The following is an 18,573-nucleotide window of genomic DNA, read 5'->3' as shown; positions in this document are numbered from 1 at the left end:
GCATCCGCATCGGCATCCGCGTCGGCATCCGCATCTGCATCCGCATCGGCATCGGCATCCGCGTCGGCATCTGCATCCGCATCGGCATCCGCATCAGCGTCGGCATCGGCATCGGCATCAGCGTCGGCATCAGCATCAGCATCAGCATCTGCATCTGCATCTGCATCTGCATCTGCATCCGCATCAGCATCCGCATCGGCATCTGCATCCGCATCAGCATCCGCATCGGCGTCAGCATCGGCTTCTATTAAATCTGGAGCAACAACATTACTTGATGGCGATGTGTTATTTGAACTATCTGTAAGTGTTACAGAAACTGTTTCCCCATCAACCAATGGCTCTTCAAGTTCAACAACAAAATGACCCGTAGAATCTACAGTACCAGTACCAATCACATTACCATCTGCATCTTTTACTTCTACAATTGTTCCAGCTTCACCTTTACCCTTAATTTGACTACCTGTATCGTTGAATGCTAGATCGGTTGGTGCTTCTGGTGCTGTTGTATCTGGCGCAGTTGCTTCTGTTGGTTCAGATTCGTTGCCAGCTGGATCCGTTACTGTTGCTTCAATGGTTTCACCATTGGTTAACGGTTCTTCAAGTTCAACACTAAAATCACCATTGCTATCCACTGGGCCTGTACCAATCACGTTGCCGTCTTGGTCTTTGATTTCTACCGTGGAGCCGGGCTCACCTTTACCTGTAACTGTTGTACCGTCTTCTGATACCGCTACATCTGTTGGTGCTTCTGGCGCTGTTGTATCTGGCGCAGTTGCTTCTGTTGGTTCAGATTCGTTGCCAGCTGGATCCGTTACTGTCGCTTCAATGGTTTCACCATTGGTTAATGGTTCTTCAAGTTCAACACTAAAATCACCATTGCTATCCACAGTTCCTGTACCAATCACGTTGCCGTCTTGGTCTTTGATTTCTACCGTGGAGCCGGGCTCACCTTTACCTGTAACTGTTGTACCGTCTTCTGATACCGCCACATCGGTTGGTGCTTCTGGTGCTGTTGTATCTGGCGCAGTTGCTTCTGTTGGTTCAGATTCATTGCCAGCTTTATCTGTTAGTGTAACATCTACTTTTTCACCATTAGTTAATGGATCTTTCAATTCAACTTCAAAATTTCCTGCAGAATCAACAGTACCAGTACCAATTACGGTGCCATTTTTATCTTTTATTTTAACTGTTGATCCAGGTTCACCTTTACCTGTAACCGTTGTACCGTCTTCCGATATCACTACATCGGTTGGTGCTGATGGTGCAGTGGTATCAGTACCGGAATTTAAATCTTTATTATTTTTTTTATCTTCAGATAAACTTTCAATACCCGCCGCTATACCCCCAAGAAGTCCTGCACCGATAGCCCAAGGTGTAATTCCATCTGTTGTATTACTATAGAGCAAGGGACTTATGTCTTCTAAAGGATTATAAATTATATCTGATATAATATTGCCAGACTCATCTGTAAATTGAGCCCAATAAAGCCCGTCTTCCCCTTCAAAAACAATACTGTGTGCTCCTAAAGAATCATCAAAATAGCTATCTATTACAATTATTTCGCCATTTTTTAATTTTACGATAGCAGCGTTACCATCTCGAGTGATGCTTTCCACCATATTCATACTAATTTGAATTTTAACCACGGAGTTTTCAGTTAAAAGAATTTTATTCTCCGAACTTGTTTGCAAAACCGCATGAGTTTCCTTCGAAACTACTTGGACATTTGCCATGAAAATAATTCCTCTATGCATTGCACCTAATTTTTTAAGATTGAATAAATAACTGATTTAACACATTTTTTGAATTGCAAAAAAAACCCATATTTAAAATAATTTTAACGAAGTTTTTTTCAAAAAAAACACAATAAGTACTTGTTAAACATTATTTTTTTTAAAAACCAGTAGATAAATTTAAATTTTTATATTAAGACATCCACCTTATTGTTGAAATTAACACTTTTCACGCAAAATAAAATAAAAATGATGTAATTTTCAATATACACATAAGCTAACAAATAAAACTAATCAACTTAAGGAAAAAGGAAATAAATTAATTTTTAGTTAATTTAACTTAATAATTTATAATAGATATTTTTTTAATATAAGTTTTTTTGACCAAAATTCAACCAAAAAAAATGGTACTTTTTGCCAACCAGTAAATAATTGATATTTAATAACTTTTATATACATCTTAAAATATTTATTTTTTCATATAACATACAAAGAAATTAAATATATTAATTAATATATTGACATAAAAACCGACTAAACAATGTTAAAAGTTATAAATTTAGTCAAAAATCAACTCAAGCTAATTCAGCTATACTTTCAAGACTTTATCTTGGTGTAGCTTTATTACACAAAGCCTTAAAAGTTAATAAGAATGTTCAAACTACAAAATTTGAGGGTTTAATTAGAATTATCCCAAAATACATACTTTAATCCATCAATAATCGCTTTGACTTCCTCTTTAGATATTAATCTAAGTTTGTATTTTGAGGTTTGAAACACAAATAAATTGCTTTTTTTAATTAAGAAAATTCAATTTTTACATAAATAAAATAGAGCTATATAACCCGATTTGAAGATGTACTTTACCAGTATTAACAGTTTTTAATCGTTCATGATGCTACTTAGCAATTTCGGATAAATGATTTTATAGAAAGAATCATCCACTAACCCTCCCCAATATTTATCAAATAGTTCTATTATTTATTGTTTAAAATAAGGTATAACCACGCATTTTAGATCCAATATTTCATAATATTTTCAGATAATTACTTAAATGTCAGATCTTTCTAACATTTAGGAAAAGTTTTTGGAAACTTTAAATTGAAAAGAATAGAATTGGCCCAAGCAATACATTCATACTCTGTATCTCTAGTTACTATGAAGCTGATTCCGTTATATCGAACAGTGATAAGCCATGATTTATACATTTAATTGGTATTAATATGAAGACTCCCCAAATATCCGGTCGCCATTACACTAAAAACTCAAACTTGATATCAAAACAGAAATTTAAATTGGTTTTTTATACTCATTTCGCAGATTATGTTTCTTAAGCCAACTAATTTTACATTCAAAACTGAAATGTAATTTATTAAGATAAATTAGATCAATTGATTTACGAATAAAAATCTTGGTAGGTATATCCAGACTCGAACTGGAGACCTCTACGATGTCAACGTAGCGCTCTAACCAACTGAGCTATACACCTGAAGTTCAAGCATCATATTCATTTTTATTTTTTATGACAAGCCCTTTTCTGACTTTTTTAAATTTTGCGTACAAGTTTTGAGCAACAACTTAAAACATTGAATATCTTGAGAACTTAGCGCAGTACCTACATAAATTTCCTGCTCAAATAACCTAATAGCTTGTTCAAATGAACCCCTTTCCTGTTCAGAGACATTTTCAGCCAAACGTTGTAGCCAATGCCTAAAACTTTCAGAAATACCTTTTTGCTGGCTCAAGGGTAAATTCTTTGCAAACTTGGCTATTTCTATTTCGAGAGGACTTAGACTTTTTCTTTTTTTCCACAAAATCCATATAAAATATAATGCAACAACGCCACCAATACCCAATACAAGAAGTAACCCACCTGCATAAACAGAATTTACCCCGAGCTTTTTAAACCATTGTTGCTGTGATTCAGCATTATAACCCACCACTTTGCTTTGCCATTGATAACTCGCATAATCACTCCATACACGGACTTTTTTCAATATCGAAAATTGTTGATAGGCCCAAGTCGACTGCTGGCTCCCAAAAACTGTCCGATCTTGTTCCATATAATCCTGCATCCCCCCATCGATACGCTGCGGTGCGATCATGGCCGTCGGATCAATACGACGCCAATGTTGATTGACATAAACCTCTGTCCACGCATGTGCATCGAGCTGACGAACCTCCCAACTTTTCCCATCTGGTGCTAATTGCCCCCCTTGATATCCCACGACAATACGCGATGGAACACCCACATAGCGCATCAACATTGCAAAACTCGATGCAAAATGTTCGCAAAAGCCCTGTCTTGATCCAAATAAAAAATCATCTATCCGATTTTGCCCCAATACACCTGGGCTTAAAGTATATGCAAAGCGATTTTGTTTATACCATTGCAAAACTTCGGCAATATAACGCTCAGGATTTTGATGACTTCGCTGCCATAAAGTTTGGGCCAATTGTTGTGATTGAACATCCAAGTTTTCAACATAGCGAGTGTTTAATTTTTCAAGTAGAGCCACATTTTTTATTTGTGGCGGCTCTGCACTTCCTAACCATTTCAGTTGAATCGGCTCTGTACGTGCTGTTAATCGGTAGGGTGTAATTCGACCATCTTGACCTAAAGCAAAACGTGCTTCATTGGGAACGGATTGCTCCAACGACATAATCCACATCACAGTTGGGTCGGCAGCCAAATATTGATAATTCAATGTCCGCTTGGGTTTTAAATCGGCTGGATTCAGCTGTATAACGTTCTGGTTAAAAAAATGACTTGTCCATTTAGAACCATCATATTCATCTAAAGCCATCGCCCGCCAATACAGCTCTGTACGTGGTGGCAAGGCTTGAATATCTCCGATTATACGAAATGCCAAGCTACTCGACTGTGATAACTCAGCAATATCGCCAGGAGACATGCTGTCACTGATTCCTGTTGTGGCTTTATTTTCAGGAATAGGAATGTGCCATAGCGGTGGTAGGCGTGGAAAAAAGAGAAACAGTAAAATAAAAAATGGAACAGCTAAGGCAATAAATTTTCCCACATGCCCAATATCTTGTTTAATCGCTTGTACTTCACCGCCTGAGTTTTGGCTAAAACCAACGGTCTGTAAACGGTATAATCCAATAAAACAGCTCAACAGTGCCAATAAAATAACCAGTGCCATGGCGAAAGACTGGCTAAACAGAAAGCTACTGGCAATCACAAACATCGCAAAGTTAAATAGAATAATTACATCACGACGTGTTTTTGTTTCTAAAGATTTAGCAAATAAAAATGTACTAAGTACTGTAACCCCTGCATCAACACCAATAAAGGTTTTATGGCTTATGTAAATGCTGAATAAAGCTATCAATGTCAGCACATAGGTTAAAATTTTAGAAAATGGTTTTTTAGTTGCGCGGGTATTGTGTAATAAAATAAGCCAAATGACTAAAAATACTAATGATGTCACCACTGGTATATAAAGCATTTGCGCAATGAGCACCAAAGCTAAAGTGAGTAGTATGGAGCGGCGTATGGTATTTTCAATCATAAATCAAGCCTGCGCCAATAACCGTTTAGCTTCGGAAAAATGCAGTGCTCCAGTGCCTGATGCTAACTCAGCATTAGGTAAATACAGTGCATATTGATCGTGATTTTGCTCAGCCTGCTCGACCAAACCCATCATAAGGCTAAGTTTTTCTTCATGACTTTGAGCTGGCATATAGTGATAATGAATCTCCAATTTCTTTAGATCTTCATATTGTTCAAAGACTTTCACATATAAGCCTTGTCCTCGTGCTGCTTGTTTCCAAGACACCGCATGAAGTGAATCCCCCGTCTGAAAACTCCGTAATTCGCGAAATTCATCAAGATCAGGTTCAAAGTTTTGCTGTTGTTGCTTATTTTCAACGGAATGCCAACTGGCTTGAGGTGCAACCCACGCTGGTTGCTGTACGTACAAATAAGTCCAGGCCCGCACTAAACCAAAGGGATAGACACTATAAAGTTGTATGGGTGGAATCTGAAAAACACCGCGTTGGCTGGTTATAAAATTTAATTGAAAGCAATGCTGTTGCGTATTGAACAATAATTTATGTAGCTGATTTTCAGTTTTAATCCACAAATATCTAGCCTGTTCAGCATCTTGTTTAAAGTAAATATCGACCGAAAGTAATTCACCTGCTTGCGGTGTATCAACAACATTTATTTGAATCTGTAACGCATGAAGCTGCTTAAAAGTAATATAGAAACTAATACACAGTACAGCACTAATTAAAAAGCAAAAGCCTAGAATCAAATTATTGGCATAATTCACACCTGCAATAAAGGTGATGAAAATTAACACCAAATACAAGTAGCCTTGCTGATAGATAAAGATCAAGACGTCTTTTTGGGTCAGCTGTTTATGCTGATCAATTTTAAATCGACGTTCAATCCATTGCTGCCACATTGAAGCCAAGGTTCAACTCCTTTATTGAATCGAAACTTGTTCTAAAAGCTTAAAGGCTTCAAGATCTGACAGCCCAATTCGATGAGACACTACGGCTGTAAACACCGCTTGCACATCGTCAGGATTCACATAATTTCGCTGCTCAATCAGCGCATAGGCTTGCGCAGCTTTCTTTAAGGCTAAAACACCACGCGTAGAGAGACCATGTCTCCCTTTACGTGTTTCAGCAGCAAGATCCAAAATGTAATCCATTAAACGATCACTCAGATGTATCTGCTCGACAAAGCCTTGTAGTTGTAAAATTTCGGCTTCGTTAAAAATATTTGCTAATACTGCAATCAGATCATGGCGTGAAGTTTGTTGAAGCAATAATTTCTCTGCCTGACGCGATGGATAACCTAAAGACAACCGCATTAAAAACCGGTCTAGCTGGGACTCAGGCAAAGCATAAGTACCACTTTGAAATAAAGGGTTTTGTGTCGCAATCACCCAAAATGGTTGAGGCAAAGCATAACGCACACCATCAACCGTCACATACCCCTCTTCCATCGCTTCCAATAAAGCACTTTGGGTCTTTGGACTACAACGGTTGATTTCATCTGCCAATAAAATTTGGGTAAATATCGGCCCTGATTTAAACTCAAAATGATGTTCTTTTTGATTAAACATATTTACCCCAATCACATCGCTAGCCAGCATGTCATTGGTAAATTGAATCCGTTGAAACTTTAATCCCGCCAAATGTGACAAGGCGCTAGATAATGTCGTTTTTCCTAAACCAGGTAAGTCTTCAAATAGCACATGCCCGCCTGCCAATAGACAAGCTAAAGCCAATTTGGTTTGCAGATTTTTATCCAAAATAATTTGGTTAATTTGTTCGAGGAATGTATTTATTTTCGGGTAAAAAGGGGCAAGGCTCTGTTCACTTAAAAGCGTTGATGTATTATTTTGTTGGCTTTTCTCTGATCCCCAAAACACCTTTTATTCCCCAATAAAAAAGTTAAATGAATGACTAAAATACAGTGTTTTATTTAAAAATACAGTGTTTATCTCCAAGCTCTACCCAGTTCATTACTTTTAATACATACGCTTGATATTTATTGAGTATACAAAAGGGTTGTTTTCGCTTCGACTGCTCACAAATCAGCAATAAAAAAAGCGTCCCGAAGAACGCTTTTTTTATTGGATTTTTAGCACAAGTCAAGGCATTAGCAAGGACACTTCTTCATGTCACCACCAGCTGATGGATAACGTGCATCTACACAGTGACGATAAAATGTTTTTGCATCCATCGCTTCCAAATCAGGATGATGTTTTGCCATATGTTCCAAATAGTTTTGGTAATCTGGCACACCCACCATCAGGCGGAAACTTTGCTGTAAACGTTGCCACAACGTCGCAATACGTGACCAATTTTTCGGGTTCAGAATTAAATCCTTCTGCGACATAATGGTCATTTTAATGATTTTATAAATCACCGTTTTTCCACTTTTTGCAAACTTCAGGTTCATTCATATTCCCCTATTAATGTGCTGACTTTGACGGATTAATTTCAGCTGGGTTACGGTAAATCGCTTCTGCTTCATTCACCGATGGATTTGGATTTGCCAAGGCACGACGCACCACACCAATCGCTGCAAATAACATCACAAATGCCACAATCATAAAGAATGCACACAGACCGGCATTGATTTGATTCGACAATGCAACCGTATGCATTTCAGCCATGGTTTTTGCAGGTGCCAACAATTCATTCTTCGCAATTGCTGCATTAAAACGATCTGCCTGAGCCAAAAAACCAATCTTTGGATTTTCATGGAAAATCTTCTGCCAACCAGCGGTCATTGAAGTAATAAACAAGAATAATGTTGGGATAATTGTCACCCAAACATACTTTTGTTTTTTCATCTTGAATAAAATCACTGTACCCAAGATCAATGCCATCGCAGCAAGAATTTGGTTACCAATACCAAATAGCGGCCATAAGCTATTAATACCGCCGAGTGGATCAACCACGCCTTGGTAAACGAAGAAGCCCCAACCTGCAACAGCCACCGCTGTACCTAACAGATTTCCGAAGAAGTTATGTGAGTTTTTTACCGCAGGAATCACGATACCCACAGTATCTTGCACCATGAAACGACATGCACGTGTACCCGCATCAACTGCCGTTAAAATGAAAAGTGCTTCGAATAAAATCGCAAAGTGATACCAGAACGCCATCATTGAACGGTTATTAAAAATTTCCGTAATGATATGCGCCATACCAATCGCAAATGTTGGTGCACCACCTGTACGAGACAGAATCGAATTTTCACCCACTTCTTGTGCAAGTAAGGTCAATGCTTCAGGTGTTACCACGAAGCCTAATGTACGAACTGCTTCTGCAGCGGACTCAACCGTTGTACCAATCACAGCTGCTGGCGCATTAATCGCAAAATACACACCAGGCTCAAGAATCGTTGCACAGACCAAAGCCATAATCGCAACAAAAGACTCCATCAACATGCCGCCATAACCGATCATGCGAATATCTTTTTCATTATTCACAAGTTTCGGTGTCGTTCCTGAAGAAACGAGTGCATGGAAACCTGAAATTGCACCACAGGCAATGGTAATAAACAAGAATGGGAACATTGAGCCTGCAAATACAGGACCTGTACCATCAATAAAATGCGTCACCGCTGGCATTTTCATTTCAGGTAAAGCAAACATGATCCCGATTGCTAAACCTGCAATAACACCAATTTTCAAGAAGGTCGATAGGTAATCACGTGGTGCAAGCAGTAACCAAACTGGTAATACAGATGCCACGAAACCATAACCGATCAGCCACCAAGTCAGTTCAGTACCTGAAAGTGTAAAGAATGGACCCCAGTACGGATGCTGTGCAATGTCACCACCATAGATAATCCCAGCCATCATCAGTACAAAACCAATGATCGACACTTCTGCAATTTTACCCGGACGGATAAAGCGCATATAGATACCCATGAAAATCGCAATCGGTACAGTGGCCGCGATACTGAAAACACCCCACGGACTGTTGGTCAACGCTTTTACAACTACCAATGCCAGCACCGCTAGAATGATGATCATCACGCCAAGTGCGCCAAGCATCACGATGATTCCGGCAAATGAGCCAAGTTCTTGTTTTGCCATTTCACCGAGTGAACGACCATCACGACGCGTCGAGATGAATAAGACTAAAAAGTCTTGAACCGCACCCGCAAGAACGACACCCACTAAGAGCCAAATTGTTCCCGGCAAATAACCCATTTGCGCAGCAAGAATCGGACCGACTAAAGGACCTGCGCCTGCAATCGCGGCAAAGTGGTGACCAAATAGAACACTTTTATTGGTCGGCACATAATCCAAACCGTCAGCTAAGCGATGAGCAGGCGTTAAACGTCGCTCATTCAGTTCAAAGACTTTATTGGCAATAAATAAACTATAAAAACGATATGCAATGCTATACACACAGATTGCTGCAAGGATCAGCCAAACTGCATTGACATGCTCGCCTCGACTGAGTGCTAGTATGCCGAATGAAACGGCACCTAGAATGGCTACAAACAGCCAGATAATCTTCGAAGCCATTCCTGACTTCGGTTGAATGTTTTCCATCTCAATCCCTCATAAATGTTGAAATAAATCAGCTTGATTTTTCTTGTTCGAGGTACTGCTGTTTCTTCCCTTGAAACTCTACTCCTGTTATAGGTTTTTTCATCTAATACTTTGGAATAAAAATTTAAACCAATAGGTATAAAAAAAGGGATGAATCACTTCATCCCTTTCGATAATAGTCTATTTTTAAACCATTATGCACGTTCTAAATAGTCACCAGTACGAGTGTCTACACGAACGCTTTCTTCTTGCTGTACGAATAATGGAACACGTACAACTGCACCAGTTTCAAGCTTAGCCGGTTTACCGCCACCGCCTGAAGTATCACCACGTACACCTGGATCAGTTTCAACGATTTTTAATACAACGAAGTTTGGCGCGCTCACAGTTAAAGGAACACCGTTCCAAAGCATGATTGTGCAAAGTTCATTTGAGTCATCTTTCAACCATTTAGCCGCGTCGCCCATAGCAACTTTATCAGCAGCGATTTGTTCGAAAGATTCTGGGTCCATGAAATTCCACATTTCACCGTCGTTATACAAGTAGTTCATTTCAACTTCTTGGATGTCAGCAGCTTCTAGTGAATCACCAGATTTGAAAGTTTTTTCTAAAACTTTACCAGTTTTAAGGTTACGTAATTTTACGCGGTTAAAAGCTTGGCCTTTACCTGGTTTTACGTATTCGTTTTCCATGATTGAACATGGGTTACCGTCAAGCATGACCTTAAGGCCTGACTTGAAATCATTCGTAGAATAATAGGCCATGACTGGCTCACTCCAAACTTACTAACTTTAATCTATAGATGCTATGGGCTGTAACATGTCATTTAGCAAGTACTGACTGTAACATTGGCTGCCACATGCACATTAATGTGATATTGCGTATTCTAAATGACCAATGCACCATGTCGCAACGAAAAAATCCCCATTAAAGGGGTCAAGCTGCTTAACTTACACTCAGACATTAAAGAACTTTGTTTATACAATGCCCACAAACAGGTAAAATTGCTGTTTACTGAAACTTAATAAATGTTTCGTAGGCTTCATCCGTTGTGAGCTTTATCGGAATTATTTCAGCTTACACTTCAAAGTTCGACGCATTAATTTCAGCAATACTCCCCACTCACCTTTCTGCATTTTTTAAACATTCGGCATGATAAACTATTTATTTCAAGAGCAAAACTGGCAAACTCAATTGAGTGATTTGATTACAAATCCTCAAGAATTACTCGATGTATTAGAACTTTCGCATGATCAGTTATTATCGGGTGCTCAGTTCGCAGCAGATGAGTTTCGCCTACGCGTTCCGCGCGCTTTTGTCGAAAAAATGCAAAAAGGTAATCCGCTTGATCCGCTTTTACTCCAAGTCCTACCGCATCATTTGGAACTTGAAGAACACGCCGGTTTTGTTAACGACCCATTAGGTGAAGAACAAGCTAACCAACAGCCTGGTGTATTACATAAGTACAAGTCTCGTTTTTTACTAACTTTAACCGGCGCCTGCGCGGTCCATTGCCGTTATTGTTTCCGCCGTCATTTTCCATACCAAGAAAACCTGCCTAAAAATGACGATTGGCCAAACATTAAACAATATATTGAACAACAACCCGATATTAATGAAGTGATTTTAAGTGGTGGAGACCCGCTCACACTATCAAATCGTAAACTTCAAGTGTGGATTGAACGTTTATCGACTTTGCCACAAATTAAATTTTTGAGAATTCATTCACGAGTTCCTATCGTAATCCCCAACCGTGTCGACGAAGAGCTGGTTTCTATTTTAAAAAACAGTAGGCTACGCATTATTCTAGTGGTACACTCAAATCATCCATCAGAGCTAGATGACTTCACGTGCAGCCAGCTTCAACAGCTTGTCAAACAAGGAATCACCGTGCTGAACCAAGCAGTCTTATTAAAAGGGGTTAATGATTCTGCAGAAGTATTAGTCGATTTAAGTTACCGCTTATTCGACGCAGGTGTAATGCCATATTATTTGCATGTTCTGGATAAAGTAAAAGGTGCTCATCATTTTGATACACCAGCTCAGGATATTGATTTAATTTATAAAAAAGTTTTAGAGAACCTACCTGGTTATTTGGTTCCTAAACTTGTACGGGAAATAGCGGGCGAAAAAAACAAGACACCGCTTTTTGGGGCTTCAACTTTTTGAGTTAAATAATAAAGATGACCACGCATACTTCAGATACGTTTTACAATCCGACTGAATTAAAGCTGGATAAATTAAGCTTTTGTCCGACCAATGCTAAAGGTCTGCAAGAGTGGTTAAACGGTATTTCAATTTTACAATTGGGTACCTCATCTAAAGCTTTATTCAATGCCTTACTTGAAATCTCCGAGCTGAAATGCCAAGAGATGTTACGTTTTGATTTGGTTCAAATTTTACATCCAACTATGGAAAGTGTGCTCACAAGCTTAGAAAAACACTTTACCAATCAAAGCCTCATTACCACGGATCGTAATGATCAAATCATTGAATTGGCGATGCTTTTACGTAGTCACTTTGCCAAAATCTATATTGATATTGCCAAACGATGTAATCAGCAGCTCAATCAACAAAAGTTTTCGATTTTTTCATTCGGCCATAAAAAAAGCTTACAAACTGCTCGAATTGCGTCGATTTATTATGCACTGCAACAACTGACACTATTGTTGTATCAACAACATATGTTGTATGCCACCCCGACTGCAGGTCAATGGATTGCAGCACATCAACTGATTGAATGCGCCATTGAACACAATTTCTACCAAAGTAATGTCAATCAGTTACTGGGTACTCAACATCAAATTGCAAATATTGCTCAAGCTTATGCACAATTAGTCTTGTTAGATATTTTCAATAATCATCAGATTCGCCCTGCTGAAATCCAAGGCTTGTATTTATGTAGCTTTGACTGGGCAAAATTGGTTCAAATCCTACCGAAAGAAACCACGCTTTCACGCTATATTGTAGACACGAAAAAAGATCACCCACCGATTTATAACTCAAAACAAGATCGGTCTTATCAAGCCAATGTATACATTTCAACGCAAAACTTGCTCGATCATTTGACCGAAACGCAAACTAGAAATGCCAATTATTTATCTAAAAATGAAAAGTTATTTTTAACTCCAGCGCTATATTTCCATATTCATAATATTTTGACCAACAACACTGAACGTCGTCATGAGCGTTATGAATATTCTGCGCAAATTAATATTTGCTTTAGCTTAATGGTGGCGCATTTCTATCTCTCTAAAGGTAAAAACTTCCACGAAACTTTAGATTTAGAAGGCAATTATCAATTCCACAATGAAGCCTCTTTTGTCAATTCGCATGATTCAAATATGCCAACAGGCATGACTAATGCGAAAGCGCTAGATCGTGAAGCAAAACAGATTCATACCGCTGACGTATTAGATATTAGTGTGAATGGTTATCGCATTAAATGGACTGGCCCTACCCCTGCTAATTTAAAAACCGGCGAATTTATTTTGATCCAAGAAAATGCTCAAAGCCAATGGCGTGGCGGTGTTGTTCGTTGGATCAAACAATCGACTGAAAAAAGTTTGGAATTGGGTCTCGAAGTACTGGCTCAAGATTTGTATCCATGTTCAGCCCATATTCGTACCGACCGCAATACAACAAATCATCAACCTGCTTTATTGGTACAGACCACACAACTTGATCAAGTGTCTACGACCTTAATTTTACCTGGGGCAAATCTCTTCCGAGAGAAACAAACGATCCACCTTCGCTTAGGCAAAGAAGACATCAAAGTCTATCTCACCAAAGCGCAGTTGGTGACACAAAGCTTTATTCGCTTTGAATATGAATTATTGAATGAAGAGCAAGAAAATGTCGTTAAAGACTATATTGCGAAACAGAGCAATGAGATCAAAAATAACGACTTATGGGAAGCATTAAAGTGAGAAATCCATTACTATCCAAAAAACTAAAACGTACGGAAACTCGATTACTCATTATTGATGATAATCAAATACGTTTTAACCAGATACGTGATTTATTGACAGACAGCGAACATCAAGTTCATGCCATATTACTTGATGATTTACAAAATTTCGAAAAACAGCTGAATCTCAATTGGGACTTGATCATTTTTGGACGTGCTTATGATTTAAAATATGAACAAGCTTTAAGTTTAGTTCAACTATCGAGCCAACCGAATTTACCGATTATTTTACTTAAACCCGAAGACTATCAAGCAGAACAATATGCAAGTTTAGTCAAAAAAGGGATTTATGACATTGTCGATATTGCTGAACCTGAGAGTTTCTATTTTGGTTTAATCCGTGCTTTATCCTTTAGTCGCCTACAACAATCGCAGCAACATTTAATGGAAGAGCTCGAAACAGCTCAAATCCAAACCCAGTCTTTAGTTGAAGATAGTCGTAAAGCGGTTGCCGTGATTCAAGAAGGCATTCATATTCAAGCCAATGCTGAATATCTCACTTTGTTTGGTCTAAAGAATGAAGATGATGTAATTGGTCTGCCTTTACTCGATCTATTACAACCTACTGACCTCAACGACTTTAAACAACGCTTTAAAAAAATTAGCCAAGGGCAGCTCGATTTAGGACGTTTTGATCTCGTTTCACAAAATATCGCAGTGGCTGGGCAAAACCCACTAAAACTCGAATTTATTGCCGCGGCTGAAGAAGATGCTTTACAGCTCGCAATTGAAATTGGCAGTCAAAGCAGCAATGCTGTAAGCAACGCTCCAGTTGAAGCTAGCCCACAAAAACCAAAAGCATTTCAACAACTCAACCGCACCATTGGCCAGCAACCTGCTAATGTAAATGCATTGGTTCTATTTACATTGGCTTCTTGTTCTGATGCGATTTTTCAAAAAGATTGGAATACTTATAAGAGTTATTTCACCAATATTAAAGACTTCTTGAAAGATCAGACGCATGCTCCATTATTTAGTTTAGACAATGGTGCAATCGTTGCCTTATTCCAAGCGGATAATCAGCTCAAACTTGAGTCTAAATTGATTGGTCTTAACACCCTGAGCAAACCTCAATTACTCAGTGTAAACAATGAAACTTATCCATTAAATTTACGCATAGGATACAGTGTTTTAGACAGCGATATTCGTGATGAAGCACATTTTGATACCTTTATTGCGAAAGCCTTTAATACTGCGCTACCAACCAACCAACAAGCACCTGAAATCGATTTAACTATTCCATTAGAAATTGACATACCAAGTTTGGATTTCGGTACACCAGAAGCACAAATTGCGCCGATTGTCGTTAGTGATGAAGCTCCTGTTATCAAGGCCCTTCGCAACTGCTTAGAACGCGGTGAAATTCATCTTAAATATCAGCAACTGTATGATAAAGAAGATTCTCATCTTTATACTTATGAAGTAACCAGCGGCTTTATTTTTGAAAATAAATGGAAAGATATCGCCCAACTACGTGAGTTGGCTGAAGACTCTGAGCTTTCCATTAAATTGGATCGTTGGATCTTGGTTGAATCGTGTAAACAGCTACACAACTTTATTACTCAGTTCCCTGAAGCTAAATTAATCGTTAACCTGAACAAGGAAGTGCTATATAACGACCGCACCTTCCCTGAGTTTATTTCAAAACTCATTACGATTATTCGTAGTAAATTGAAGAATCCACTGATTTTACAATTTGCAGAAGAAGACATTCAGCTCAATATTGATGCCGCTCAAAAAGCATTTGTTGAACTTCGTAAAAATGGTGCCGAACTGGCTTTACGCAATTTTGGTCATTCGATGTTTAGTGAATCATTATTACGTCAAATGGATGTTCACTGCTTAACATTAGATTCAAGCTTGACCCAAATGCTTGCAAACGACAAGTCATGCCAAGAGCTGCAAGAAAAAATTACCACTTATCATGAAATCAAAACTGTTGAAATCATGCTACGTGAATTAAATGACATGACACTGTTTGCCAATGCTTGGAATGTAGAAGCTCGTTTTATTCAAGGTGATTATTTCCAAAAGAAACTCGATCATCTCATCGATGTTCAGGACCAATAAGGTTCTGAACATTGCCGATTTAAGGTTTATCTTTTTATCGGCACAAAAAAAAACGGGCATAAAGCCCGTTTTTTTCGTTTTGGATATTAACGTTTGATAGAACGTGACATACCAGCAAAACGTTGTTTGAATTTGTCGATACGACCGCCAGTGTCAACGCTTTTCTGTTTACCAGTGTAGAATGGGTGACAAGCAGAACATACGTCTAGGTAAATAGTTTCTTTACCAAGAGCTGAACGAGTTTCAATTACGTTACCACATGAACATGTAGCAACTAAAGTTTCATATTTTGGGTGAATATCGGCGCGCATCGTCGATTACTCCTAAGATTTAAGAAGGTTTAGCTGTCATCGCAATTGATCACTCTTGCATCACTACAAGGAAGGCTTAAAAAAGCAGACCAACACCATAACAGACCATTCTTTTGGCCCACCGAGACGGATACCGCCAGAGCTAAGCACAACAAGTTGGGGCAAATTATAGCTGATTTTTTATTGTTAATAAATAGATATTCAAGGCTGAATCGCTCTACTCTTTAGGTTGAGCTTGCTCTAAATATTTTTGATATTGTAATTCGACTATACGCTGAAATTGGGCTTGATCAAAATGATTTAATCTTTCAATAAATGCAGGACAAAACGTCGCTGCATTTACTGGCTGTAATGATTTGCTCATGCCCTCTAACATGCCTTGAAGCTGCTGTTTAAATTGTGCATCGACTGGCTGATCAACATCTTTTGCTTTTAATGGCTCTACACCATTAAAACGGACAGCCTGAACCGCAGCAATTAATTTTAGCTTGGCAGCTTGATAAGCCTGATCTAATTCCGTATTCATCTGTGGTTGTCGATCACGACAAAAATCCAACATGGGCTGTAGGCTGATGAGCGGCATTTTTTCAATGACATCACGGTTACTATTTAAAGATAAATCCTCTTGAGCATGAACGACTGTGTTCATACCGAAGAATAAAATGAAGAAACCTGTTTTAATTTTCACGATTTTTTTCTTTTCATCTATATAAGGTATTTTAAAAGGACCTATTCATCTCGCCCTTACTCTTGCCCACGGCTCTGTTTTGCCCAAAGGTTGGCAATCACACCACAGACCATCAACTGAATTTGGTGAAAGATCATAATTGGTAAAACTATCATCCCCATCGGCTGACCAATAAAGAGAATTTGTGCCATGGGCACACCACTCGCCAAGGTTTTTTTAGAGCCACAAAAGAAAATCGTCTTTTGATCAGCTCGACTAAAGCCCAACCAACGTGGCACATATAACGCCAATAACATAATGATCGTTAACAAGACAGAGCACGCCACAATCAACAGGAATAAGGTTATACCACTTACTTGATGCCAAAGCCCTGCCACCACCGCACTACTGAATGCACCATAGACCACCATCAAAATTGAGCCCTGATCAAATACCTTCACGATTTTTGGCATTTTCTTCATATAAGGAAACACCCAAGGACGGAGGAGCTGCCCTAAAATGAAGGGAATCAGTAATAACAGGGTAATTTGGATAATAGATGCCATCGGATCGTAGTTATGTTGTGACTGGCCGAGAATAAAATAGGCCACCATCACTGGGGTAATAAACATCCCAATAATATTTGAAAATGATGCACTACAGACTGCGCCAGCAACATTACCCTGTGCTACCGAAGTAAATGCAATGGAAGACTGTACTGTCGAGGGTAAAAAGCACATAAACAAAAAGCCCCAATACAACTCTTGCCCTAACATCGGCACGAGAATTGGTTTCGCCATTAAACCCAATAATGGAAATAATGCAAAGGTAAAAGCAAAAACTAAAGCATGTAACTTCCAATGCATTATGCCTTCAACCACAGCCTCACGAGATAACTTTGCACCATGTAGAAAAAATAAAATGGCAATTGCAGCCGTTGTAATATAGCCAAAAATTTCTGCAGCTTGACCACTGACAGGCAAAAAAGTCGCAAGTATGACCATTACAAAAAGTAGAATGGTAAAACGATCCAAAGCCAACATTTTTAGCATAACAACATCCTGTACAAATTTCCCTTTAAAGCTCATCAGCACAAAAATACCCAATAAGCTAAATTTACCATTGAGTAAATTTCATCTTACTGGGCCATATAAATAAAGCCAGCTTTTCTCCGATATATTCATTATTTTAAACGTTGATAGTGAGCTCAACGCAAAAAAATTTATAAATAAGAATATTCAGAATTACAGATGACTTTATATTAATGATTGCACATTAATTATTTCGTGCATTTGAGTCTTGTTGGATCAACTCAATTTTATAGCCATCGGGATCTTCAACAAAGGCAATGACGGTCACACCACCTTTCATTGGTCCTGCTTCACGTACCACGTTTCCGCCACGTGCTTTAATTTCTTCACAAGCCTTGTAGGCATCATCTACTGCAATAGCAATATGGCCATAAGCGTTACCCAATTCATAACTCTCCGTATCCCAGTTATGAGTTAGCTCAAGTACAGTATGATTTTCTTCATCACCATAGCCCACAAATGCCAAAGTAAAACGACCTTCTTCATAATCACGCTTACGAAGCAAAGTCATACCGAGTACTTCAGTATAGAACGCCAATGAACGCTCTAAATTGCCTACACGTAACATGGTATGCAGCATGCGCATAATCGAGTTTCCTAAATCTATCATTATGTTTGAATACTATAGGGATTTAACATACAAAGTTCAATTTAAGTCTAGAATGCATATA

14 protein-coding genes and 1 tRNA gene are annotated in these 18,573 nt (G+C 38.6%); 3 read left to right on the top strand and 12 right to left on the bottom strand.

What is annotated here, in order from left to right; translation table 11 throughout:
* The 8 genes from M5F03_RS08280 to efp form a co-directional block, all read right to left on the bottom strand.
* Window positions 1-1,733: Ig-like domain-containing protein (locus tag M5F03_RS08280; protein ID WP_249707928.1), on the bottom strand; the 1,733-nt coding region annotated here is incomplete at its 3' end.
* A gap of 1,412 nt (window positions 1,734-3,145) precedes the next feature.
* Window positions 3,146-3,222 (bottom strand) — tRNA-Val (locus M5F03_RS08275).
* Window positions 3,223-3,253: 31 nt separating this feature from the next.
* The gene (locus M5F03_RS08270; protein WP_249707926.1) at window positions 3,254-5,266 is read right to left on the bottom strand and encodes a transglutaminase TgpA family protein; all 2,013 of its coding nucleotides are present in this window, start codon (window positions 5,264-5,266) and stop codon (window positions 3,254-3,256) included.
* A gap of 3 nt (window positions 5,267-5,269) precedes the next feature.
* Entirely contained in the window at window positions 5,270-6,175 is a 906-nt protein-coding gene (locus M5F03_RS08265; RefSeq protein WP_249707924.1) for a DUF58 domain-containing protein, read from the bottom strand.
* A 12-nt stretch (window positions 6,176-6,187) separates the two neighbouring features.
* Window positions 6,188-7,144 (bottom strand): AAA family ATPase, encoded by a 957-nt coding sequence (locus tag M5F03_RS08260; RefSeq protein WP_249707922.1) that lies wholly within the window; start codon window positions 7,142-7,144, stop codon window positions 6,188-6,190.
* Window positions 7,145-7,374: 230 nt separating this feature from the next.
* Window positions 7,375-7,677, bottom strand: coding sequence for a YbdD/YjiX family protein (locus tag M5F03_RS08255; protein WP_078190160.1), 303 nt, complete (start codon window positions 7,675-7,677; stop codon window positions 7,375-7,377).
* Window positions 7,678-7,690: 13 nt separating this feature from the next.
* Window positions 7,691-9,793, bottom strand: coding sequence for a carbon starvation CstA family protein (locus M5F03_RS08250; protein ID WP_249707920.1), 2,103 nt, complete (start codon window positions 9,791-9,793; stop codon window positions 7,691-7,693).
* Between the two features lie 194 nt (window positions 9,794-9,987).
* Entirely contained in the window at window positions 9,988-10,557 is a 570-nt protein-coding gene (efp, locus tag M5F03_RS08245) for an elongation factor P (protein WP_067762759.1), read from the bottom strand.
* Between the two features lie 388 nt (window positions 10,558-10,945).
* Between efp and epmB the strand changes: the two genes are divergently transcribed.
* Genes epmB through M5F03_RS08230 form a run of 3 tightly spaced genes read left to right on the top strand, consistent with a single transcriptional unit; the run spans window position 10,946 to window position 15,833 of the window.
* Window positions 10,946-11,962, top strand: coding sequence for an EF-P beta-lysylation protein EpmB (gene epmB / locus M5F03_RS08240; RefSeq protein WP_249707918.1), 1,017 nt, complete (start codon window positions 10,946-10,948; stop codon window positions 11,960-11,962).
* 14 nt (window positions 11,963-11,976) lie between these two features.
* A complete protein-coding gene (locus M5F03_RS08235) occupies window positions 11,977-13,722 on the top strand; it encodes a cyclic-di-GMP receptor FimW-related protein (RefSeq protein ID WP_249707917.1) in 1,746 nt (581 codons plus the stop codon).
* Entirely contained in the window at window positions 13,704-15,833 is a 2,130-nt protein-coding gene (locus tag M5F03_RS08230; protein WP_078191831.1) for an EAL domain-containing protein, read from the top strand. The genes M5F03_RS08235 and M5F03_RS08230 overlap by 19 nt, the downstream gene beginning before the upstream one ends.
* An 86-nt stretch (window positions 15,834-15,919) precedes the next feature.
* Here M5F03_RS08230 and rpmE read toward each other — a convergent pair whose 3' ends face one another.
* From rpmE to gloA, 4 genes are all read right to left on the bottom strand, one after another.
* On the bottom strand, window positions 15,920-16,144 hold the full coding sequence (gene rpmE, locus M5F03_RS08225) for a 50S ribosomal protein L31 (protein WP_078190165.1): 225 nt from the start codon (window positions 16,142-16,144) through the stop codon (window positions 15,920-15,922).
* Between the two features lie 217 nt (window positions 16,145-16,361).
* A complete protein-coding gene (locus tag M5F03_RS08220) occupies window positions 16,362-16,832 on the bottom strand; it encodes a hypothetical protein (protein ID WP_180115073.1) in 471 nt (156 codons plus the stop codon).
* 56 nt (window positions 16,833-16,888) lie between these two features.
* On the bottom strand, window positions 16,889-17,863 hold the full coding sequence (locus M5F03_RS08215) for a bile acid:sodium symporter family protein (RefSeq protein ID WP_249707915.1): 975 nt from the start codon (window positions 17,861-17,863) through the stop codon (window positions 16,889-16,891).
* Window positions 17,864-18,086: 223 nt separating this feature from the next.
* Window positions 18,087-18,488: a lactoylglutathione lyase gene (gene gloA, locus M5F03_RS08210; RefSeq protein WP_078191833.1), complete on the bottom strand. Its 402-nt coding sequence runs from the start codon at window positions 18,486-18,488 to the stop codon at window positions 18,087-18,089.
* Between the last annotated feature and the right edge of the window lie 85 nt (window positions 18,489-18,573).

Origin of the sequence: Acinetobacter amyesii (genome assembly GCF_023499985.1) — a bacterium.
Classification (GTDB): Bacteria; Pseudomonadota; Gammaproteobacteria; order Pseudomonadales; family Moraxellaceae; genus Acinetobacter; species Acinetobacter amyesii.
Note: the sequence above shows the minus strand (reverse complement) of the source record. Positions and strands in the feature narration are given on the sequence as shown.